General features: G+C 42.7%; 16 protein-coding genes, 1 other RNA gene and 1 pseudogene. 6 read left to right on the top strand and 12 right to left on the bottom strand.

The annotated features are described in order from the left end of the window. Window positions 1-212 precede the first annotated feature (212 nt). Entirely contained in the window at window positions 213-1,676 is a 1,464-nt protein-coding gene (locus ELZ61_RS00390; RefSeq protein ID WP_126370650.1) for a catalase, read from the bottom strand. Between the two features lie 420 nt (window positions 1,677-2,096). On the opposite strand from ELZ61_RS00390, the gene ELZ61_RS00385 reads away from it, so the two are divergent. Continuing rightward, on the top strand, window positions 2,097-3,521 hold the full coding sequence (locus ELZ61_RS00385) for a chloride channel protein (protein ID WP_126370648.1): 1,425 nt from the start codon (window positions 2,097-2,099) through the stop codon (window positions 3,519-3,521). Then, the gene (dusA, locus tag ELZ61_RS00380; RefSeq protein WP_126370646.1) at window positions 3,521-4,519 is read left to right on the top strand and encodes a tRNA dihydrouridine(20/20a) synthase DusA; all 999 of its coding nucleotides are present in this window, start codon (window positions 3,521-3,523) and stop codon (window positions 4,517-4,519) included. Before ELZ61_RS00385 ends, dusA begins: the two co-directional genes overlap by 1 nt. Before the next feature lie 82 nt (window positions 4,520-4,601). Here dusA and ELZ61_RS00375 read toward each other — a convergent pair whose 3' ends face one another. From ELZ61_RS00375 to ELZ61_RS00345, 7 genes are all read right to left on the bottom strand, one after another. Then, on the bottom strand, window positions 4,602-5,501 hold the full coding sequence (locus tag ELZ61_RS00375) for a pirin family protein (protein WP_126370644.1): 900 nt from the start codon (window positions 5,499-5,501) through the stop codon (window positions 4,602-4,604). A gap of 29 nt (window positions 5,502-5,530) precedes the next feature. Beyond that, window positions 5,531-6,067: an NADPH-dependent FMN reductase gene (locus ELZ61_RS00370; protein ID WP_197717461.1), complete on the bottom strand. Its 537-nt coding sequence runs from the start codon at window positions 6,065-6,067 to the stop codon at window positions 5,531-5,533. Window positions 6,068-6,214: 147 nt separating this feature from the next. Continuing rightward, window positions 6,215-10,108 carry a phosphoribosylformylglycinamidine synthase gene (purL, locus tag ELZ61_RS00365; RefSeq protein WP_126370640.1) on the bottom strand — a complete coding sequence of 1,298 codons (3,894 nt, stop codon included), beginning with the start codon at window positions 10,106-10,108 and terminating at the stop codon, window positions 6,215-6,217. 203 nt (window positions 10,109-10,311) lie between these two features. Beyond that, window positions 10,312-11,268 carry an ABC transporter permease gene (locus ELZ61_RS00360; RefSeq protein ID WP_126370639.1) on the bottom strand — a complete coding sequence of 319 codons (957 nt, stop codon included), beginning with the start codon at window positions 11,266-11,268 and terminating at the stop codon, window positions 10,312-10,314. 68 nt (window positions 11,269-11,336) lie between these two features. Next, window positions 11,337-12,845, bottom strand: a complete 1,509-nt coding sequence (locus ELZ61_RS00355; protein ID WP_126370637.1) for a sugar ABC transporter ATP-binding protein — start codon at window positions 12,843-12,845, stop codon at window positions 11,337-11,339. Between the two features lie 32 nt (window positions 12,846-12,877). After that, complete coding sequence (locus ELZ61_RS00350) at window positions 12,878-13,810, bottom strand: substrate-binding domain-containing protein (RefSeq protein WP_126370635.1); 933 nt, start codon at window positions 13,808-13,810, stop codon at window positions 12,878-12,880. Window positions 13,811-13,915: 105 nt separating this feature from the next. Next, on the bottom strand, window positions 13,916-14,851 hold the full coding sequence (locus tag ELZ61_RS00345; protein ID WP_126370633.1) for a substrate-binding domain-containing protein: 936 nt from the start codon (window positions 14,849-14,851) through the stop codon (window positions 13,916-13,918). A gap of 445 nt (window positions 14,852-15,296) precedes the next feature. On the opposite strand from ELZ61_RS00345, the pseudogene ELZ61_RS00340 reads away from it, so the two are divergent. Beyond that, window positions 15,297-16,972 (top strand): annotated as a pseudogene (locus ELZ61_RS00340) (solute:sodium symporter family transporter). Window positions 16,973-17,017: 45 nt separating this feature from the next. Here the strand turns inward: ELZ61_RS00340 and ELZ61_RS00335 are convergent. The 4 genes from ELZ61_RS00335 to ELZ61_RS00320 form a co-directional block, all read right to left on the bottom strand. Next, entirely contained in the window at window positions 17,018-18,187 is a 1,170-nt protein-coding gene (locus tag ELZ61_RS00335; protein WP_126370631.1) for an FAD-dependent monooxygenase, read from the bottom strand. A 250-nt stretch (window positions 18,188-18,437) separates the two neighbouring features. Then, window positions 18,438-19,661, bottom strand: a complete 1,224-nt coding sequence (ubiH, locus tag ELZ61_RS00330) for a 2-octaprenyl-6-methoxyphenyl hydroxylase (protein WP_126370629.1) — start codon at window positions 19,659-19,661, stop codon at window positions 18,438-18,440. Between the two features lie 26 nt (window positions 19,662-19,687). Continuing rightward, the gene (gene pepP, locus ELZ61_RS00325; protein ID WP_126370627.1) at window positions 19,688-21,001 is read right to left on the bottom strand and encodes a Xaa-Pro aminopeptidase; all 1,314 of its coding nucleotides are present in this window, start codon (window positions 20,999-21,001) and stop codon (window positions 19,688-19,690) included. 12 nt (window positions 21,002-21,013) lie between these two features. Next, on the bottom strand, window positions 21,014-21,559 hold the full coding sequence (locus tag ELZ61_RS00320) for a YecA/YgfB family protein (protein ID WP_197717470.1): 546 nt from the start codon (window positions 21,557-21,559) through the stop codon (window positions 21,014-21,016). A gap of 145 nt (window positions 21,560-21,704) precedes the next feature. On the opposite strand from ELZ61_RS00320, the gene ELZ61_RS00315 reads away from it, so the two are divergent. The 3 genes from ELZ61_RS00315 (at window position 21,705) to ELZ61_RS00305 (ending at window position 22,874) form a co-directional block, all read left to right on the top strand. Continuing rightward, window positions 21,705-22,007: a cell division protein ZapA gene (locus ELZ61_RS00315; RefSeq protein ID WP_103853699.1), complete on the top strand. Its 303-nt coding sequence runs from the start codon at window positions 21,705-21,707 to the stop codon at window positions 22,005-22,007. 85 nt (window positions 22,008-22,092) lie between these two features. Further along, a non-coding RNA gene (gene ssrS, locus ELZ61_RS00310) (6S RNA) lies at window positions 22,093-22,289 on the top strand. Window positions 22,290-22,298: 9 nt separating this feature from the next. Beyond that, complete coding sequence (locus tag ELZ61_RS00305; protein ID WP_126370623.1) at window positions 22,299-22,874, top strand: 5-formyltetrahydrofolate cyclo-ligase; 576 nt, start codon at window positions 22,299-22,301, stop codon at window positions 22,872-22,874. Window positions 22,875-22,877: the final 3 nt, after the last annotated feature.

The raw sequence follows: 22,877 nt of genomic DNA, 5'->3' as shown, positions 1-22,877 counted from the left end.
CGGTTTAATTCTTTTTATATTAAGTAAAAAAATGCCTGTTTGTTATCATGTAAAATATCAGTTCCATTAACCTTTCCTACGATAAAAAATCATTTTATTGAAGAGATGCGATACAAGAAAATAAAAAAGCACCTAGTTAATCTCCCCCCTTGTGTTAAATTATTTAATTCAACTTTTAGTGGGCAATAAAACAAGGTGCTTTTATTGTAGGACTATTCCCAACCTAACGCTTTCTTAATGCCTTCGCCATAGGCTGGATCGCACTTGGTGCAGTTGTCGATATGACGTTGCTTGATAAAATCAGGGGCATCGCCCAAGGCGCGTGCGGTGTTTTCAAAAAGCACTTGTTTTTGTTCTTCAGTCATTAACTGGAACAACGCGCGCGGTTGGCTGAAATAATCTGCGTCATCTTCGCGATAATCCCAAAAATCCGCATCGCCAGTGATTTTCAATGGTGGCTCTTTGTATTGCGGTTGCTCTTGCCATTGGCTGAAGCTGTTTGGCTCATAATGCGGCAGGCTACCATAGTTTGCGTCCACACGTCCTTGACCATCACGGTGGTTACTGTGTACAGGGCAACGTGCACGGTTTACAGGGATTTGCTGATAATTCACGCCTAAACGATAACGCTGTGCGTCTGCATAGTTGAACAAGCGCGCTTGTAGCATACGGTCTGGTGATACGCTAATTCCTGGCACTAAATTACTTGGTGCAAACGCAGATTGTTCTACATCTAAGAAGAAGTTTTCTGGATTGCGATTGAGTTCAAACTCACCCACCTCAATTAATGGATAATCTTTTTTCGGCCATACTTTGGTAAGATCGAAAGGGTGATAAGGCACTTTTTCCGCGTCTTTTTCTGGCATAATTTGCACAAACATCGTCCATTTCGGGAAATCACCACGCTCAATGACTTCATATAAATCACGTTGGTGACTTTCGCGATCTTTACCGATAATCGCTTCTGCTTCAGCATCGGTAAGATTTTTAATGCCTTGTTGTGTGCGGAAGTGAAATTTCACCCAAAAACGCTCATTTTCTGCATTAATAAAGCTATAAGTGTGCGATCCGTAGCCGTGCATATGACGATAACTTGCCGGGATACCGCGATCACTCATCACGATGGTTACTTGATGGAGCGCTTCTGGTAACAATGTCCAGAAATCCCAGTTGTAAGTCGCTGAACGCATATTGGTGCGTGGATCGCGTTTTACCGCTTTGTTAAGATCTGGGAATTTACGCGGATCACGCAAGAAGAATACAGGCGTGTTGTTGCCCACCATATCCCAGTTACCTTCTTCGGTGTAAAATTTCAGTGCGAAACCGCGAATATCACGCTCTGCATCTGCCGCCCCACGCTCACCGGCTACTGTGGTAAAACGCGCGAACATTTCTGTTTTCTTACCAATTTCACTAAAAATTTTCGCACGGGTATATTTGGTAATATCGTGGGTAACGGTGAATGTCCCGAATGCACCAGAACCTTTCGCGTGCATACGGCGTTCAGGAATCACTTCACGCACAAAGTTCGCTAATTTTTCTTGCAGCCACACATCTTGGGCTAAAAGTGGCCCACGTGGCCCTGCGGTTAAACTGTTTTGGTTATCTACCACTGGCGCACCAAAATCGGTGGTTAAGTGGGTAACCGGACATTTTTTGATTGAATTATCAGTCATTTTTGTTTCCTTAGTTAGTAGGGAGTTAATTGCCGTAAATCATAGCAGTATTAAGCTAAGCTTGACTAAATGATAATTTGTATTGATTTAATAGGGAGAAGGGGTATTTCTATGAAAAATATTTTGGGGTTTTGCTTAGACTGCATTTATTCCTATCATAAAGAATGTTTTCAATCCCAAGTTGTGTCAGATATAAGTTAGTCCTTAGATTAATCTCCAGATTCTTAATCTAGATAAATACTTTGTGCTTTAACTTTTAGGAGATAAAATTAAAAAAATCTCACCGCACTTTACTTTATTCGCGAAATAAGTGCGGTGATTTTTTTTGCCTATTTTTCATCTTCTTGATCCTTGCCATATCTCACGCACGAAAATATTGCTATAATTTTCCACAATTTATTTTCATCTCAATCATCTAAAATGTTAAAGCGACTCACCCAAAAAATTCGTCATTTTATTCACCGAAAATTACGCCAAAGCTATCGTATTTCGCGTAAAACCATTGAGTTTTCCTGTTTATTGATCGGCGCGGCGTTGGTCTCCTTATTCTCACTGGGCTTTGCGAAATTTGCCGATCTTGCCTTACATTGGAATGCCCAATGGAGTGCAAAATATCCTTATGCCGTATGGCTAGTGCTGCCCTTAGGTTTGGCATTTTTAGCTTGGTTTACCGCAAAATATACCCCTTATGTTTCGGGCAGTGGGATTCCGCAGGTGATTGCCTCTATTGATATGCCGTACAGCGCCAATAAAAGTAAGCTCATTGCCTTTGGGCAAACGCTGTGGAAAATTCCACTCACGTTTTTAGCGATGTTATTTGGTGCTTCTGTGGGGCGCGAAGGGCCGTCTGTGCAAGTGGGCGCGGCGGTAATGTATGCGTGGGGCAATGTGTGCCGCCGCCACGGCTTGGCATTCAAGGGCTTAAACGCCAATGAATTAATGGCAACAGGGGCAGCTGGCGGTTTAGCCGCGGCCTTTAATGCGCCGTTAGCTGGGGTGATTTTTGCTATTGAAGAATTAGGCCGTGGCATTTTGTTACGTTGGGAACGCCGTGTGTTACTCGGCGTGCTGACCGCTGGGTTTATTTTGGTTGCCATTGAAGGCAATAACCCTTATTTCCCGAATTATCAAGGGGAAACCTCCGTGCCTTATATGTTCTTATGGGTAATGTTATGTGGCGTAGTAAGTGGCATATTTGGTGGCATTTTCGCGAAATTATTAGCCAAAGGTGTGGCAGGCAGTGCACCTGCAAAAATTCGTGGTTGGATTCGCCGCCACCCTATTTATACCGCCTTTATTTTAGGCTTAATCCTTGCAGGGCTTGGGACATTCACTCACGGACAAACTTACGGCACAGGCTATGATGTGGTTACCCAAGCACTGAGCGGCGCAGAAATTGGTAGCGAAGTAGGAATAAGCAAACTGTTTGCTACCGTTGCCACTTATTGGACAGGCACGGCAGGGGGGATTTTCACCCCATCATTAACCACAGGCGCAGGCATTGGAGCGCAGATCTGGGCGCTGACTGGCGGCATTGTCGATCAGCGTTTACTGGTTTTATTGTGTATGGCGGCGTTTTTGGCTGGCGCAACCCAATCCCCGGTTACGGCAAGTGTGGTGGTAATGGAAATGACATCAAGCGAGCCCGTGCTATTTTGGCTCTTGATTTGTAGCCTTATCGCTTCTATTATTTCACGCCAATTTAACGCAAAACCGTTCTATCATTTTGCTGCAGGACGCTTCCGCCAACGTATCCAAGAGGAGGCGAAGCAACAAGAGGCCATAAAACAAGACGCAGTGAAACAAGAAGTAACAAAACAAGCCGTACAAGAAGAAACCAAATAATGGAACAAAAAAAACTCACTGAAAAACAACCGCACTTTTATCGTGGGCGGTTTTCCGTCGCCCCAATGCTCGATTGGACAACCCGCCATTGCCGCTATTTTCACCGTCAGTTTAGCCAGCACGCCTTACTTTATACGGAAATGGTCACCACAGGGGCGATCATTCACGCCAAATACGATCATTTAGAATTTGATCTGGTGGAAAATCCTGTGGCACTTCAGCTTGGCGGTAGTGATCCCGATCAGTTGCAACATTGTGCTAGGTTGGCAGAACAACGGGGCTATCAAGAAATTAATCTCAATGTAGGTTGCCCCTCTGATCGCGTACAAAATGGAATGTTTGGTGCGTGCCTAATGGCAAAAGCGGATTTAGTTGCTCAGTGTGTTGAACAAATGCAATCCGCCGTGAACATTCCCGTTACGGTGAAAACGCGTATTGGTATTGATGATTTAGACAGCTACGAATTTCTGTGTGATTTTGTCGAAAAAGTAGCAAACGCGGGCTGCCAAGAGCTGATCATTCACGCGCGCAAAGCGTGGCTTAGTGGCTTAAGCCCAAAAGAAAATCGCGAAATCCCGCCACTTGATTATGATCGGGTTTACCAACTGAAACGGGATTTTCCACAATTGTGGATTAGTATTAACGGTGGGATTAAAACTATTGAAGAAATTCAAGCTCATTTGAATTATGTAGATGGCGTAATGGTGGGGCGTGAAGCCTATCAAAACCCAAGTTTATTGGGTTACATTGACCAAGCCTTGTTTGATCCGCAAAGCCCAATTGTGCGCCCAAGAGAAGCGGTGGAAAAAATGTTCCCTTATATTGAGCAACAACTTTCCCAAGGTGTACACCTCAACCACATCACCCGCCATATGCTTGGTGCATTTCAACACTGTAAAGGCGCACGCCAATGGCGCAGACATCTCAGCGAAAACGCCCATAAAGCCGGGGCTGGCATAGAAGTTGTGGAGCAAGCCTTGGCGTTTATAGGGGAATAAGGAGAGAAAAAGTGCGGTGTTTTTTTACAAATTTTCTCCTAAAACAAAGCCCTTTTGGCAAAGGGCTTAAACGAAAAATGAATTATTCTGCTAATCGGGTAGGAATTTCAGGGGCGACTAAGCGGCGTAATCTCGTACCTTCTAGATCGATATGTCCAAAACGGGAATGCCCGTTATTCCAATCCGCTATCGCTTGGCGTAAGGCATCTTGGCTGTCTGCCACGAAATTCCACCACACTAAGGTTTTATGTGGTAATGGTTCTCCGCCTAACAGCATAATATGGCTGTCAGCTTCGCCCTTGATTTTGAATTCGTGAGCTTGGCAATCCGTTAAGCTAACTAGTTGATCTTGTTGGTAAACTTGTCCTTCGATTTCTACTTCACCTTTCAGCACAAGTACGCCATATTCAAAGTTTGGCTGTTGTTCTATGGTAATGGTTTGACCTTGCTGAAATTGAATATCTACGCCAACTAACGGGCTATATTGCTGAGTTGGCGCGGTTCTGCCTTGATAGCTACCTGTGGTTAAAATGTAATTCACGCCATTTTCTTGCCATTCGGGCAATTCAGGATAATGTTGAAAATTTGGCTCAATGTCTTGATTCATTGGAAGCGCAATCCACAGCTGTACAGCGTGAAGCTGATGCACGCCCTCAGGGGTTTGTTCCGTATGGCTAATGCCACGCTGATTGCCTGTACCTGCGGTCATTAAGTTCACTTGTTTTGGCTTAATTAATTGACGATAACCAAGGCTGTCTTGGTGCCACACTTCGCCTTCTAACATCCAAGTAAATGTCTGCAAATTACAATGTGGATGTGCCCCAACTTGCAATCCCTCATTATCGTCAGTAAATTCTGATGGTCCTGCGTGGTCAAGAAAACACCACGCGCCAATGGTACGTTTACCCGCTTGTGGTAGCAGACACGCGACAGGAATTCCCCCCACATCTTTAGTAATTGCATTTAATTTATCTACGCTCATTTTCACTCCTTATGCTCTAATTCGTTGCCTTATGCTTTCGCCCATTGAATAAAAGTTTGCGCAAACTTACTTAAGAAGCCTGCAGTGCGTTCATCGGCCACTTCGCCTTGTTCATCCAATGCCTGATTGGCTTTGCTTAAAAAGACTTCTGCGGTGGTTAGTACATTCGTACCAATGCTTTGCAAGCTTTGGCGAATTTGCAAACCAGAATTAATTCCACCATAAGCCCCCGGTGAAGCCGTAACAATCGCCACTTTCTTGCCCTGCCATAAATTTCGGCCGTAAGGACGAGAAGCAATATCAATGATATTCTTAGTCGCGGCAGGCATTGCACGGTTGTGCTCTGGGCTAACAATTAGCACTGCATCAGCGTTTTTGATTTGCTCACGCACACGATCATATTCTGGCACGTCCACCTGATCGCGATCTTGGGTATAAAGAGGCAAATCATCAATGCGTACTTCGGTTACTTTCACGTCTGCAGGGAACTGTGAAACGATATAATTGGCTACGCTACGGTTAATGGATTTTTGGCTTAAACTGCCGATAATCAGTGCAATGTTCATTATTTATACCTCAAAATGTTAGGGGAAATTTTCGCCAATTATAAATCCCCACGAAATCTCAAACAATTGGCATTTTAGAAATGATCTTTTTCTCGATCAGAAAAAATGCGGTGAAAAATCACCGCACTTTCTCTTTTCTAAGCGTTATTATTTCAACGCCACTCTAGCATTTCTGAATAATCTCATCCAAGCGCCATCTTCCGTCCAGTCTTCTGGATACCACGAGTTAGAAACTGCACGGTAAACCCGTTCTGGGTGTGGCATCATAATGGCAACACGTCCGTTGCGGTTAGTGAGTGCGGTAATACCGTCCACTGAACCATTTGGGTTGGCTGGATATTGAGTGGTTGGCTTGAGATCATTATCAATATATTGCGCGATAATCAAATTTTGCTCGCGCAACATCGCAAGTTGTTGATCGTTTTTGAACTCAACACGTCCTTCACCATGCGAAACCGCGATTGGCATATGAGAGCCTGCCATTCCGTTAAACCATAAAGACGCTGTATCATTGATACGCACCATTGCCGCGCGCGCTTCAAAACGCTCTGATTGGTTACGCACAAAACGTGGCCAAGCTTCTGTTCCCGGGATAATTTCAGCCAAATTCGCTAACATTTGACAACCATTACATACCCCTAAAGCAAGGGTGTTTTCACGCTCAAAGAAAGTGGCAAATTGATCGCGAAGTGCGGTGTTAAATAGGATAGATTTTGCCCAACCGCCACCAGCACCTAGCACATCACCATAAGAGAAACCACCACAAGCAACAAGGGCTTGGAAGTCTGTTAAGTGATGACGTTGCTGTTGTAAATCGCTCATATGCACATCAATAGCATCAAAACCTGCTCGGTCAAAGGCGGCCGCCATTTCATAATGGCTGTTCACCCCTTGCTCGCGTAAAATAGCAATGCGTGGACGCACACCTTTAGCAATATAAGGGGCGGCAATGTCTTCATTGACATCATAAGTTAAAGACACGGAGAAGCCTTTATCATTTGGATTTTTCTTCGCGGCAAATTCTTGATCGGCACAGTCTGGATTATCGCGCAATGCCTGCATTTTGTGGGTCAATTCCGCCCAAATACCACGCAGTTCAGAACGAGTTTCTTTCAATAACACTTTCGTGCCACGCGTAATTTCAATTTGATTGTCTGTGGTTACCGTGCCAAGTTCTTTCAATAAATGTAATACGCCATTTTGCTCGAAAGCCTGACGAACAGTGGCCAGATCACTATCTTTCACTTGAATCACTGCACCTAATTCTTCATTAAACAGCACGGCTAGATCATTATCGCCCAACGCACTAATATCCACAGAAACACCACAATGCCCTGCAAAGGCCATTTCAGCAAGGGTGATGATCAAGCCACCGTCTGAACGATCGTGGTAAGCCAGCAATTTTTGTTCATTCACCAGTTGTTGCATTGCATTGAAGAAGCCTTTCAGGCTTTCCACATTTACTACATCTGCAGGTTTATCACCTAATTGTTTATAAACCTGCGCCAATGCCGTTGCACCTAAGCGATTTTTGCCCTCACCTAAATCAATCAATAATAAACGGCTGCTGCCTTTATCTGTGCGTAATTGTGGCGTAACGGTTTTGCGCACATCTTCCACCCGCACAAAGGCACTGATAACTAAGGAAAGCGGTGCGGTAACGGATTTTTGTTCGCCATTTTCCTGCCAAGTGGTTTTCATAGACATTGAGTCTTTCCCCACTGGAATGGTTAAGCCTAATTGCGGGCAAAGTTCTTCCCCCACGGCTTTCACGGCTTCATAAAGCCCAGCATCTTCGCCCCTATGCCCTGCGGCCGACATCCAGTTGGCAGAAAGTTTGATGCGTTTAATATCGCCAATGTTTGTGGCAGCAATATTGGTTAAGCTTTCCGCAACCGCTAAGCGTGCGGAGGCAGCGAAATCTAACAATGCCACAGGCGCACGTTCGCCCATTGCCATTGCTTCGCCGTGGTAACTGTCTAAAGAAGTGGTAGTAACCGCACAATCCGCTACAGGGATTTGCCACGGGCCGACCATTTGATCCCGTGCCACCATTCCTGTTACGGAACGATCGCCAATGGTAATCAGGAAAGTTTTCTCAGCCACCACGGGTAGGCGTAAAACACGGTGCAATGCTTCTTTAAGCTTAATTTGAGATTGCTCTACAGCAGGATTATTCACCTGTGCTGATGCCACATCGCGGGTCATTTTCGGTGTTTTTCCTAATAACACATTCATTGGCAGATCGATAGGATCGTTGGCAAAATGATCATCGTGCAAGGTGAGATGTTGCTGTTCTGTCGCTTTTCCAATCACCGCGAAAGGTGCGCGTTCACGCTGGCAAAGTTGTTCAAACAAAGCGAGTTTCTCAGGGGCGACCGCAAGCACATAGCGTTCTTGCGATTCGTTACACCAAATTTCTAACGGCGACATTCCTTTTTCATCACATAAAATATCACGCAACTCAAAGCGTCCACCACGTCCGCCATCGTGAACTAACTCTGGCATTGCGTTAGATAAACCACCGGCGCCCACATCGTGGATAAACAGAATTGGATTGTCTTCGCCCATTTGCCAACAGCGGTCGATCACTTCTTGGCAACGGCGTTCCATTTCAGGGTTATCACGCTGTACGGACGCAAAATCCAAATCTTCTTTCGATTTGCCTGATGCCATTGAAGAAGCCGCGCCGCCGCCTAAGCCGATATTCATTGCAGGGCCACCAAGCACGATCAATTTCGCGCCCACAGGGATTTCACCTTTTTGCACGTGTTCTGCACGGATATTCCCGATACCGCCTGCGAGCATAATTGGCTTGTGATAGCCGCGCACTTCTTCGCCGTTAAAGCTGTTTACTTTTTCTTCATAAGTACGGAAATAACCCAGCAAAGCAGGACGACCAAATTCATTGTTAAATGCCGCTCCGCCTAAAGGCCCTTCCAGCATAATATCTAGGGCGGAAGCAATACGGTTCGGCTTAGATAATGGATTTTCCCAAGGTTGCTCAAAATCAGGAATCAGCAAGTTAGAAACGGAAAAGCCAACCAAACCTGCTTTTGGTTTTGCGCCACGCCCTGTTGCCCCTTCATCACGGATTTCACCGCCCGATCCTGTTGCCGCGCCTGGGAAAGGAGAAATTGCCGTTGGGTGGTTGTGAGTTTCCACTTTCATTAGAATATGCGCATCTTCGTTATGGTAACGATATTGTCCATCTTGATCAGGGAAAAAGCGTCCAACTTTCGAGCCTTCCATTACCGCCGCGTTATCTTTATAAGCAGAAAGCACATAATCCGGGGTTTTCTCAAAGGTATTTTTGATCATTTTGAACAGGGATTTTTCTTGTTTTTCACCGTCAATGATCCAATCTGCATTAAAAATTTTGTGGCGACAATGCTCTGAATTGGCTTGTGCGAACATATAAAGTTCCACATCTGTTGGATTGCGTCCAAGTGCGGTGAAATTTTCCACTAAATAATCAATTTCATCTTCTGCCAATGCCAAGCCAAGTTCCACATTGGCTTGCTCCAACGCGCTACGTCCACCAGCCAAAATATCCACTCGGGTAAATGCTTTTGGCGGCTGTTGTTGGAATAGCACTTCCGCTTCTTGTGGTGTGCGGATCACCGTTTCCATCATTCGGTCATAAATATGGCTAATGAGTTGAGCCTGTTCTTGCTCATTTAACGCACGTTCTAACTCAAAATAAAACGCCAACCCACGCTCTAAACGCACCACTTTATTTAAACCGCAGTTGTGTGCAATATCAGTAGCTTTTGATGACCAAGAAGAAATAGTACCAACGCGTGGGATCACAATAAAACATTCCCCTTGCGGTTCGTGTTGCGCCAAGGTTGGACCATAATGCAATAACTGGGTTAATTCTTGCTCTTCAAGCGCATTCAGCGCTTCGCTGAGTTCTGCAAAATGCACATATTCTGCATAACAAGATTTCACTGGAAGCTGGGCTTGCTGAAAGCGTTGAGCGAGTTGATTTAAACGGAAAGGCGAAAGGGCTGGAGAGCCACGAAAAATCTGCAACATAGACTTTACCATTAGTTAGATGAATAAAAAACTCGCCTATTATAAAAGAATTTCGCGCAAAACGAAAACGTTTGCGTAAAACTAACGATAAAGAAAAAGCGGTTAAAAAGTAGTGTCTTTTTTATGAATAAAAAATAATGAAAAAACAACCGCACTTTTGATTTAAGACAAAGGGCGGTTGTTAGCTAAGCCAAGCGAGGGATTTAGCTTGCTTTTTTACGACGTTTTAAGGTATCAAGTAATACGGCAAAGACGATGATTAGACCTTTTACAATTTGTTGCCAGTAAGGATCGACACCTAACATATTTAAACCTTTGTTGGTTGTGCCTATAATCAATGCGCCAATTACGCACATTGGAATGCTACCAAAACCACCGCTTAATGACACGCCACCGATTACTGCTGCGGCAATTGCATCAAGTTCCCAAGCTAATCCGTAAGAAGGGTTACCTGCATAGGTGCGAGCTGCGAGCAATGCACCCGCTAAACCAGATAATGCGCCCGCTAAGGTATATACCCAAATTAAGGTTTTAGTGGTATTGATACCACAAATTTTTGCCGCGTTAAGATTTCCGCCTACTGCATAAACATGGCGTCCAAAGGTGGAACGGCTAAGTAAAATGTGTGATCCAATCACAATCAAAATATATAAAATCACCAATCCAGGTAAGCCGAAAACATTTACATCGGCAATCCAAGTAAAGGCTTCGGAGGAGGCGTCAATTGGGCATCCATCTGAATATAATTGTGCGGCACCGCGCGCAATAATCATCATACCTAAGGTGGCGATAAAAGGCGGGATTGCGCCTACTGCGGTTAATGTTCCATTAATTGCGCCGAGCAGTGCGCCCAATGCTAATGAAATCGCAAAAGCGAGAATTGCCGCACTTACGGAATCCCCGCCAGTAACCACAGAGGCGGAAACTACCGCGGTGAGTGCCACGACAGAGCCTGAGGATAAATCGATCCCTGTTGTGATAATTGCAAACGTTACGCCAATAGCAATAATCCCAAACATTGAAACCTGTTCAATAATACTCCAGACCGTGCGAGCAGAGAAAAAACCATCAATTGAGAGGGAGAGGGCTAAAAAGAGTCCAATTAAGATAAAAACCATTCCATAAGCGTTTATGATTTTCTTTAAAGTCGCGTGTGACATAATATATACCTCATCTGTTTTCACCATTTTACTGGTTTGAATGAATGTTGATCTGTTTATAAATGCTGTTATGCGCCTGACGCTAATTCTAAAACGCGTTCCTGCGTTAGTTCTTGATGTGGGATAATTCCAACTTGGTGTCCTTCGTGCATTACCATAACTCTATCGCTCATTGAAAGTAGCTCTAGCATATCTGATGTAATCATAATGATCGTTTTTCCTTGCTTGGAAAGCTCAACCATTAATTTATAGAGTTCTGCTTTCGCCCCTACATCAATACCTTTTGTTGGTTCATCAAGGATTAAAATATCAGGTTCAAGTAAAAGCCAACGTGCGAGTAATACTTTCTGTTGGTTTCCTCCTGATAGATTATTCGTAATCACTTCTACATTTGGTGCCTTAATTTTGAGCTTATCTTTTTGTTCATAAGCTGTTTTTTGCGCACGAGTTACTGATACCAAAAAGTTTTCCAAGTAAGGAGACATTTTCGGCATAATCATATTGTCAGTGATACTTAAATTAAGAAATAGCCCAGTTAATTTACGATCTTCTGTTACAAAACCAATTTTGTATTTCATTGCATCTAAGGGATTATGAATTTCAGCTTTTTCACCATGAATGTAAATTTCACCGCTATCCGCTGGTTTATAGCCAAATAACCCTTCTACTATTTCGGAACGCCCTGCCCCTACCAAGCCAGCAATACCAAAAATTTCTCCTTTGCGAACTTTGAAATTAATATTTTGATATTTTCCTGCACGGCTAAAGTTTTTAACTTCAACAACAATTTCATCTGAAATCTCGAAACGCTCACGTTGGAACATTTCAGACATATCTCGTCCAACCATCATTGCGATAAGCTGATCTTTAGTAATGTCTGACGTTGCTTTTGTACCAACATATTGCCCATCACGAATTACGGTGATCTCATCAGAAACTTTAAATACTTCATCTAATTTATGTGAAATAAAAATAATGGCGATACCACGATTTTTCACAATATCAATAATACGATAAAGTTGTTCTACCTCAGTTTCAGTCAATGCCGTGGTCGGTTCGTCCATAATAATTACTTTCGCATCATTTGAGACGGCAGTTGCAATGGCGACAAGTTGTGCTTTCGCGACTGAGACTTCAGACATTTTGACGGTAACATCCATTGGCACGCCAAGATCATTGAGAATTTCTGCTGCTCTTGCATTCATTTCTTTTTGGTTAAGTAAGAAACGTCCTTTTGTAATTTCACGCCCAAGATAGAAATTATCTGCAATAGTTAAATTTGCGGCAGGTGAAATCTCTTGCGGCACCATTGTTAAGCCATGGCGAATAGCGTCAATAGGTCGGGTAGGTTTAAAAGGTTTATCATCTAAAATTAACTCACTGCCTGTATCGGGGGTGTAAATGCCGTAAAGCACTTTCATCAATGTGGATTTACCTGCGCCATTTTCGCCCATTAAGGCGTGAATAGATCCTCTTTTTACTTTTAAATTAATCCCATCTAATGCTTTTACCCCAGGAAATGTTTTAGAAACATTACGCATTTCTAAAATATAGGGCGATTTTGTCGCTGTACTCATACTCTACTCCTTCATATCAATATTTATCAGAGTTATTCTTTATATTTATTGAGATATTGTGCTTTTTTATCAGGTGTAACTAACTCAAATGGAATCCATTTTATGGCAGGAACTTTTTCTCCTTTTGCCGCTTTATACGCCAGTTCAATACTCATTCTGCCTTGTTCTGCGGCCGACTGAAATATGGTGGCATCTAATCCTTTACCAAGATATTCAAGCGCGTCTGGTGTCGCATCAATACCGATAATAATTATTTCATCATCAGCGATCCCAGCTTTTCTTGCTGCAAGTAATGCACCGATTGCCATTTCATCATTATTTGCTAGCACTACATTAATATTTTTGTGTGCGGCAAATAAATTTTCGGCAACTTCCATTGCTTTTGCTCTATCCCATTTTGCTTCTTGCTCGGAAAGGATATTGATTTCAGGGTGGGAAGCTAAAACGGACTTATTTCCCTCTGTGCGTTTAATTTGTGCATCGAGTCCTAAAGGACCTAATAAAATAATGGCATTAGCAGGTTTTCCATTTAATGTGCGTAACACGAATTCGCCTTGCATTTTTCCACTAGTAATTTCCTCCGAGCCTACATAGCTGGTGAGGTATTGCATATCTTCATCATTAGGTTTAACCGTAACGGCAATTAATGGAATTTTTGCTTTCTTTGCTTTTAAACCAATTGATTTCACAATTTTTGGATCGGTTAGCATTACAACAATGGCATCAACATTAACATCAATGAAATTTTCAATATCATTCAACATTTTTGCTGGATCGCCATTTGCATCTGCAAATTTGAGTTTTACATCCTGATGCGCCTTTTCAAATTTCTGCATTGCATCTTGTAAATAAGTGGGATACTTATCCGACAAGCTATACATCGACACACCTATGGTTAAGGATTTGGCAAATAATGCGGGAATAAAGAAGATGCCAAGAAATAAGAAGAATAGTTTTTTCAACATCACTTACACTCCAAAAATAACCTAAAAATGAACCGCACTTTGAGTTATCTCGTTTATCAGTTAAAGGAAAGGACAAAGTCAGCACTTTGCCCTTCGGTATGAGTGTTATTTGTATTTGGCTTGATATTCCTCTTTTTTATCTGGAGTAACTAATTCAAATGGAATCCATTTGATGGCAGGCACTTTTTCTCCTTTTGCCGCTAAATATGCCACTTCTGCACCAGCAGATCCTTGCCCCTTGGCTGATTGATAGACGGTAGCATCAAGCCCTTTGCCTAAATATTCCAAGGCATCTGGCGTGGCATCTAAGCCAACAATAAGAATGTCTTCATCTTTTAGTCCAAGTTTGCGTGATGCAAGCAACGCCCCAATTGCCATTTCATCATTGTTGCTCACCACAACATTAATCTCTTTATTTGCGGCCAATACATTTTCAGCAATACTCAACCCTCTATCGCGTTCCCATTTTCCTTCTTGCTCTGTCGCGATGGTGATATTTTTATGTTGTGCAAAAATATCTTTGTTACCTTGAGTACGCTTAGTGACAGCATCTTGCCCTAAAGGCCCTAATAAAATTAATGCATTACCCGATTTACCATCTAACGTATTCACAATAAAATCCGCTTGAATACGTCCGCCTTCAATCTCATCAGATCCCACATAGCTTGTAACGTATTTCATATCTTCATCATTAGGTTTGCGATTGACAATAATGAGCGGAATTTTGGCTTTTTGTGCTTTACGTCCAATGACCTTAACAATATTTGGATCTGTAGGGACAACAAGTAAAGCATCAACATTTTGATCGATAAATGTTTCTACATCATTTAACAAACGAGCGGGATCGCCATTTGCATCGGATAATTTAATTTCCACATCATCGTGTTTTGCATCAAAATCACGAATTGAATCTTGTAAATATGTTTGCCATTTATCAGCGAAAGAATTCATTGGGGCACCAATCACAAGCTGCTTACTCATCACCGCTTGGGAGGTCAATAACAATCCGCCACATAACATTGCTAATAGTGTTTTTTTCATTCTTCTACTCCTATTTTAAAGGTTAGATTGATTACAAAGCCGAAATACCACTATATTGCACAAGGTCCAGTTTTGTGAATATAAATTTCAATTTTAGATAATTTTGAAACAAATCATCTATTTTTATATATAGCATTAAGGTCAAAGGCTCGCAATCATCAAGTTAAAAAATTGTGAATTAGATCGTGTTTTGCCATTCAAAAATAGAAAAAAGCACATAAAAACTCACATTTTTTCCACCGCACTTATAAAAAATGAGGGTTTAAGCATTTTTCTACCCTTTGATGAGCTTTTCATCGCATAAATCTAGTACCTAGCCAAAAATTTGATCTCCATAACAAAATGAAATATTTCTGTTTGATTATCTAATATTTGAAATGTATATTTCAATCAATGGAGTTTCTTTGATGTAATCAACTTATCTAACAAGATATAAGGAATCGTTATGTTAGCCTTTATTCCCTTTGTAGGTTTTACGGCATTAGTTGCTGTATTAGCTTGGTGGTACACCAGAAAAGACGATCTGAGTAACTCGGAAGGGTATTATCTCGCAGGACGCTCATTAACCGCGGTATTCATAGCAGGCTCAATGATGCTGACCAATCTTTCTACGGAACATTTAGTTGGCTTGAATGGACTGGCTTATCGTCAAGGATTTATCGTAATGGCTTGGGAAGTGATCGCAGCCATCACCATTGCCGCATTCGCCTTTATTTTCTGCCTAAATATCTAAAGCTAGGGATAGCAACAATCCCTGAATTTTTAGAAAAACGCTTTGATAAAGGCACACTACTGATCACCTCCTTACTTTTTTTAGGCTGCTATGTTATCTCCTTATTACCTATCGTGCTTTATACAGGTGCTTTAGCATTGGAAAGTTTATTCCAAGTTTCTGTGGTCTTTGGCGTGAGCAAAACGACTGCTATTTGGATAATGATATGGGGCATTGGCATTCTTGGTTCAATTTATGCTATTTTTGGTGGCTTAAAAGCGGTTGCTGCATCTGATACGATTAATGGCGTTGGGTTATTAGTTGGCGGTATTTTAGTTACCGTTTTAGGGCTTGCCTATGTCGGGGCAGGAAACCCTTGGGAAGGGCTGAAAGAAGTCTATCAAGCTAATCCAGACCATTTTAATTCTATTGGCGATGAAAATTCCGTTGTCCCATTCTCCACATTATTTACCGGAATGATTGTATCCAACCTATTCTTCTGGTGTACAAATCAATCTATTATCCAACGTGCTTTAGGCGCAAAAAACCTCAAAGAAGGGCAAAAAGGTGTACTATTCTGTGCATTCCTAAAATTGTTAGGACCTTTACTCATTATCCTTCCGGGAATTGTTGCCTTCCACATTTTCCAAGGACAACTTGATGTGCCAGATCAAGCCTATCCAGATCTTGTGCACCTTGTTTTACCTGAAGCATTAGTCGGTTTTTTTGCTGCGGTTGTCGTAGGTGCTGTGCTTTCAACATTTAATAGCGCATTAAATTCTTCCGTTACGCTTTTCTCTCGCAACGTATATAAAGCTCAACTCAATCCTAATGCGAGCGATCTTCAATTAGTCAAAGTCGGAAAGATTGTCGGCACAGTTTTAGCAATCATTGCAATGATTGTGGCACCACTGGTTGCTAATGCGCCAGAAGGGCTTTACTTCCTAATTCAACAGCTACAAGGTATTTTTAACGCTCCGATTTTAAGTGTAGTTGTAGTGGGGCTGCTAACCAAACGCGTTCCACCAATTGCGGCAAAATTTGGCTTAATTTTTGGTATGGTTGCTTACATTTTCTGTTCATTTGTTATTAAAGTGGACATTCACTTCTTCCACTTAATCTCCATTCTCTTTGTGATTAATGTAGTGGTCATGCTTATTATTGGTAAAATTGCACCAATGGAAACGCCATATAAAGAAGAATACACCAAACAGGTGGATATTAAACCTTGGGCGTTAGCAAAACCAGTCGCATTAATTATTAGCTTCCTCTCTTTCACTATGTACATTTTTATGGCACATAATGTCCCTGATTATGCTTGGATTGGCTACTACTGCCTTGGCGCAACATCAATTTTGTATTTTGTCTATGCGCTTGTTAAAGAAAAAACAGCACAGTTGAAGCCTTAATATAACAGCCACAAAAAACGCCCGAAAATGGGCGTTTTTTTGAAGTCAAATCCCCAATCCCTGCCGAATAAGCTGTTCTTTCAACAAGCTGAATTGATTGGTAGCGCTAAGGCCAATGCCGCGGGCGAGTTTTTTCAGTGGGTTGTTGCCAGCGAAGAGATCTTTTAAGCCTTGCATTGCGATGAGCATTTTTACCGCTTCGGCTTTGCGTGTGCGTTCGTAATAACGTAGGTTGCGGTATTCACCGATGTCTAAGCCCAGAGCAAAATGTTTTTCGATTTCTTGCGCGAGTAGTAGGGCATCTTGCAAGCCGAGATTTACTCCTTGTCCTGCCAGCGGGTGAATGGTGTGTGCGGCATCGCCAATTAGGGCGATACGCGGTTGAGCGAAGTTGCGTGCATAGCGCGCGGTAAGCGGAATGGCTTGGCGTTCGCTTTGCACTTCACATAATCCCAGCTGATTATCAAAGGCGATACTCAGTTGTTTGTTGAATTCTGTTTGTTCACAGCAGCTCAACTGTTTGGCTTGTTCTGGCGGAATCGACCACACGATAGAACACAGATTTTCTTGATGTAATGGCAAGAACGCCAAAATGCTATCTGGAGCAAAAATTTGTCTGGCGCAGTGTTGATGTGGTTCTGCGGTTTTCACATTGCACACTAAGGCATATTGCCCATAATCACGGAAAATCAGTGGAATGTTGGCTTTTTGGCGTAACCAAGAATTTGCGCCGTCTGCACCCACAACCAGTTTCCCCGCTAACATTTGCCCGTCTGTTAAGGTGAGAATGGCGGTGCTTTCGTTAATGCCCAAGTGTTGCGCTGTTGTGTTGAAAATTTCCACATTTTCTTGCGTGGCAACCTGCTGCCATAGGCTATGCTGAATGAGCTGGTTTTCCACAATATGCCCAAGGTGGGAAATGCCTAAACCTTTGGTGTCAAATTCAATTTTGGCGAAACTGTCTTTTTCCCACACCAGCATTTTATCGTAGGCGGTGGCACGTTCAGCTTGAATGGTTTGCCACGCGTTGAGTTCTTGCAATAAATGTTCGCTCGCAAGATTTAACGCACTGACACGATAAGCAATATTCGTTAAAGAAAAATGTGGCGGATTAGGTTCGAGTAGGGCGATACGCATTGCGGTATTTTTTAATTTGGCGGCCAGCGCAAGCCCCACCATTCCACCACCGATAATAATCAGATCAAAATTTTTCACTATTCTAACCATAGGGTCTGTTGGTAATTCATTTTACATTTGAGCTGATGGCTATTTTTTGTGAGAACAAGGCGAACGGGGTGAAGTTTAGCCATTCTAAACGAACCGCGTTCAACACCGTTATCACGAAAAATAGCCCCAGCCCTTCGGGTTATGTTTAAAATTAGCGCACTCTTTGTTGCCGTTCTCACGAAGAGAACCTCTCTTGGTTTCGAACGGCGTCGCGATTGCGCTAATTTTAAACGATAACTCAAATGTAAAATGAATTATCAACAGACCCTAATGCCGGTTTAATAAACTGCTGTTTGAGTAAATGAGATTGCGCCATTGCCATTAGCCCCAGATTTCGCCCAATTTGTAGCGGTAATAATTCATTGGCAAAGAGAGAAACCAAGCCGTTGGTTAAGTTGATGAGCGTTTTTTGATCCCCTTGGCGTGCATTTTCATATTGGCTTAATAAAGAATATGCGCCGAGATCTTGCCCTTGCATAAAGGCTTGACTTAACAATTTAGCCAAGCAAATCACATCACGCATACCAAGATTAAACCCTTGTCCTGCAATAGGGTGTAAGGTTTGTGCGGCATTGCCGACTAACGCTGTTCGGTGATGAATATGTTGGCTGGCTTGATATAACGCCAAAGGATAAGCAAAACGCTTGCCACATTGTTGCAATTTGCCAAGCCGCCAGCCGAATTGCTGTTGCAGACGAGCGAGAAATGCGTCATCAGGCAATGCCATTAGCTCATCGGGTGATTTCACGCACCATACTAAGGACATTAAATTCTCTTGCATTGGCAGCAACGCCAGTGGGCCTTGCGCTGTGAAACGCTCAAAGGCACGTTGCTGATGTGGTTGCTGCGTTTGAATATTGGTGATAATGGCGGTTTGCTGATAATCGCAAAGTTTGTTGATCGCAATGTTGGCAGATTTCGCCACCAAAGATTTCGTGCCGTCTGCGCCGATAATCAGCTGACAAGATAAAGTGCGGTGATTTTTTAGCGAAATTGTTACCCGCACTTGATCAAATTGGATTTGCTCAATCTCCACTGGGGAAAAATAATCAATGTTGGCGTATTGCTTGATTGCAGTCAGCAAGATTTCTCCCACAGGCTGTAAGGCGACCACCGCGCCCAGTTGTTTTAGCTGAAATTCATCAGCGTGAAATTCGACTAAACCACTATGACCTTTATCAGAAACGTGAATATGCTCAATGGGGCAGGCAAGGGGAGAAATTTGTTGCCATAATGATTGTTGGTTGGGCAAATTGAGCTGTGCAAGCTGTTGGCAAGAACCTGCTGAAAGAGCAATACAACGGGCATCAAAACCGCTTTGCTGATGTTGTTGGGGCGCTTGCTTTTCTAATAACGCAATGCGCATTTTACCTTGAGTTTGCGCTCTTAACGCTAAAGCAAGGGTGCAACCTGCCATTGCGCCCCCCACGATAATCACATCATAATGCTCAATTTGTTCCATTTTTGCCCCGTTTTACCTCATTGTCATTACGCGTTATGTGCCATCACTTGTTCAATTTCATCAATTTCTTTTGGCACGGCGCTGGTTAGCACTTTGTTGCCATATTCGGTGATCACAATATCATCTTCAATACGCACGCCAATGCCTTTATATTGCTCAGGCACATTGGCATTGGTTGGAATATACAAGCCTGGTTCAACCGTCAGCACCATTCCCACTTCTAATGGACGATCGCGTAATTTGCTGTCTTTTTCAAGGCTATAGCGCCCTACATCGTGAACATCAATACCAAGCCAATGGCCTAATCCGTGCATATAAAAGGCCTTGTAGGCTTCATCGGTGATCAGCTGATCCACCTCCCCTTGCAAAATGCCTAAGCGCACCAAACCTTCCACTTTAATGCGGATCACTTCTTGATTCACTTGCTGAATATTATTGCCAGCCACCAAGGATTTTATGGCGTGCTTTTGTGCATTTAGCACGATTTCATAAATCTCACGTTGGGCTTGGCTGAATTTGCCATTAACGGGATAGGTACGGGTAATATCGCCAGCGTAGTAAGCAAATTCACAGCCTGCGTCCACCAGTACCAATTCGCCGTCTTTCAAAGTCTGATCGTTTTCGTTGTAATGCAAAATACAGCCGTTTTCACCGCCTGCCACAATGCAATTAAAGGACGGAAAACGTGCGCCAAAGCGGTTAAATTCGTGTAGCAATTCCCCTTCAATTTCAAATTCTAAGCGGTTCGGGCGCGTTTGTTTCATTGCGCGCAAATGTCCCAATGCGGTGATTTGCCCCGCTTGCTGTAAAAGCGCAATTTCATTGGTGGATTTGATTAAACGCATTTCATCTAAAATCGCAGCCCAATCAAAAACTTGCGAAAATTGCACCGCACTTTTCTCCAACAATTTATTGCCCCAAGGTTGTGGCTCAGGGTTATGGTAAAGTGCGGTAAAATTTTGGCTAATTTTTTGCCATTGTGGCGCAAAATCTTCAATGGAATAGGCTTCGTTTAAGTTTAATTTAGCAGCTGCTTTTTCCACGCCCAGACGGCGACCGTTCCAAGTTTCCATTAGCGGATCAGAAGGGCGTAAAAACAATATTGTGCGAGATTGTTGCGTGCTTTTGGCTAATACTAAGATCGCATCAGGCTCATTAAAGCCCGTTAAATACCAAAAATAGCTGTCTTGACGGAAAGGATAGTGAGTGTCTTTGTTGCGCACTTGTTCCTGCGCTGAGAAAATAATCGCCAAAGAATTCTCCGCCATTTGCGCCAACAATTTTTCACGGCGTTGTACAAATTCTTCGGCAGGGATTTGGGCTAAATAAGCAAGATCCATCTTAAGTTCTCCTTAATGTAATACGGTTTTCTGCGTGGTTTGGTAAGGGCGATAATGAGCATAAAGCACTGCCACCAAGGTGCGAACATATTCCGCCACTTGCTCTAAGGATTCCGTCAACTCTTCAGGATCGTCATCTTCTTCATAAGCCAACACGGCAATATTTTGTAGATCATCTAAGGCTTCGCCAATTTCGCCCGTTTCTTTATCCATTTTCGCTTGCACTAAACCTAAACCGAGCAAAAAGTGGCTTGTCCACTCTGAAAGGGCATCAATTTCATTAAACACATCGCCGTTTTCGGGTAAGAAAAGTTGAAAATTGAAGCTATCAATATCTTCTAGATTGTGCTGAATATCGTGGTAGAGCGCCGAAACCTCTTTTAACAACGCCGTAGGGTAGGCCTCGCCATTGTTGGTAAATTCATTCATAAAAATCGGCCATTTTTGCTCACTCGCACCGCCACAAATTAAACCAGTGAGAAAGCCGTGTAATTCGGCGGCGGTAACAGGAATGGTGGCTTGACGGAGTTTTTGTTCTAATTCGTCATAAGAGAGAATATCAGACATAATTTTTTCCTTTTGCTAAAGATAGGTGTAGTTTAGCACTGTTGGATTAAGCTAACCACAATCAGGCGGATTTTTATGACGAAAAATATTTGCTATGGCATAATAGCGAAAAAATTTATTTTCACTGAGGATAAGTATGTCATCGCAAAGCATTGAATTGTCTGTATTAGGACAGGTTTTACGTTTAAATTGTCAAGAAGATCAACACGATGCCTTACGCCAAGCTGCTCGCGCATTAGATCAACGAGTATCTGAGATGAAGGAACGGACAGGCATCTTACAATTAGAAAAAGTCCTTTCTATCGTGGCGTTAAATCTAAGCTATGAGCTTATCCAACAGCAGCAAGTTACACAGAAAATTGAACAAGCAGTTAGCACACAAATCAAACAGCTAGATAACTCTTTAGAAGGCATTTTGGCGCAAAAAACGAATGTCTGATGAAATAATATGATCTTAGCTAAGAATTGGAAAAATTAAGCTAGTCAATACGGTTAAATTGCGTTAGTATTACCACAAATTTAAAGATTACCTGAGATGTTCGCTAGTGGGTTACGTCCCTGAGCCGATACTTAACATCTTATGAATCGGTTTCCTATTGTTGGTGTGCAAGCTTACCTTGGCGCAAGCCCTGATGTAAGAAGCCTAAAAACGATAACGACTGATTCCCTTGAACCGTAGGGTTCAAGGACCGACCACTCACAACGGCATCTCGGGTTCTTCCATAAAACAATGAACCTCACAACTCGCAATCAACAACGCCAAATTATTCGCCAACAAATTCGTCAATTACGCCAATCTCTTAGCCCAGCTGAGCAAAACCTTGCTGAACAAAAAATCACTCAACAAGCCCTTGATCTCATAGAAAAAAAACAAGCTAAGCATATCGGATTGTATCTTTCTTTTGATGGCGAAATCTCAACAAAACAGCTAATTCAGCAATTATGGAAAAAAAACATCGCCGTTTATCTGCCTATTCTGCATCCTTTTTCAGCCAATAATTTGCTCTTTCTCCGCTATCATCCAAACAGCTCATTGCAAAAAAATAAATTTGGCATCTTAGAGCCCAAATTAGACGTCCGAAATGTTCTCCCAACCAATGAACTTGACATCATATTTACCCCACTTGTCGCCTTTGATAAACAAGGCAACCGCCTTGGAATGGGCGGCGGCTTTTACGACCGCACTTTGCAAAACTGGCAACAAAAAAACTTCCTCCCCATCGGCTTAGCCCACCAATGCCAACAAGTGGACGCATTACCCGTAGAAAGTTGGGATATTCCGTTGTTTGGGGTGTTGGTGGGGTGATAA

The organism is Avibacterium volantium, assembly GCF_900635775.1.
GTDB classification, from domain to species: Bacteria; Pseudomonadota; Gammaproteobacteria; order Enterobacterales; family Pasteurellaceae; genus Avibacterium; species Avibacterium volantium.
Note: the sequence above shows the minus strand (reverse complement) of the source record. Positions and strands in the feature narration are given on the sequence as shown.